We start from the raw sequence: 778 nt of genomic DNA, 5'->3' as shown, positions 1-778 counted from the left end.
AAAAATAAATTAGTATATGAACAAGAAACTATTCCTCATATCAGCAATCGCATGCTGCTGCTCCTTGTCTTCATGTGACATGGATCTTACCCCCGAAACAAATATCGCTACCGATGAATCGGTACGCAACGTCGGGGACTGCGAAAAATACAGTAACCTCTTCCATGCTGAATGGAGAGGATATATCCAGGGATCAATCGCTGCAACCGAACTCGTACAGAGCGGACAGGTAGTAGCCACTTCAGACTATGGTAACACATACGGAGCCTACTACAGATGGGACTTCCAGATCACAGATGGAACCGTACAAAGCTGCTGGTCCAGCAACTATAACTACATTGCCAATGCCAACCTGCTCATACAGAAAGCTGCCCTGCTGCTGGAAGATCCGCAGATAAGTGATGCGGACAAACAGGAAATCAAGCTGTACATGGGACATGCATATTTCAGCAGAGCAATGGCATACCGCGAACTGGCTCTCCACTTCTGCAAGGACTATAATCCATCAACGGCTGCCAGTGAATATGGAGTTCCTCTGGTAGATACCTATAATCCGGGACCGAATGCGGAGACTTATCCGGGAAGAAGTTCACTGCAGGAAACTTACCAGCATATCGTGAATGACCTCACCAAAGCTGAAGAGTATGTTACAACTGCCGGAAAGGTAAATTCAACAAAGATTACGGCTGATGTCGTACAGGTGCTCAAAGCACGTGTTGCACTCGATATGGAAGATTACACAACTGCTGCAAATGTAGCACAGGCGCTGATCAACAAA

General features: G+C 46.4%; 1 protein-coding gene. It reads left to right on the top strand.

Annotated elements, in window-relative coordinates; genetic code table 11:
- Positions 1 to 16 precede the first annotated feature (16 nt).
- Positions 17 to 778: RagB/SusD family nutrient uptake outer membrane protein (locus BACCOPRO_RS16850; RefSeq protein WP_040311640.1), on the top strand; the 762-nt coding region annotated here is incomplete at its 3' end.

It is taken from the genome of Phocaeicola coprophilus DSM 18228 = JCM 13818 (genome assembly GCF_000157915.1).
Classification (GTDB): Bacteria; Bacteroidota; Bacteroidia; order Bacteroidales; family Bacteroidaceae; genus Phocaeicola; species Phocaeicola coprophilus.
This window is presented reverse-complemented; position numbering and strand designations above follow the sequence as displayed.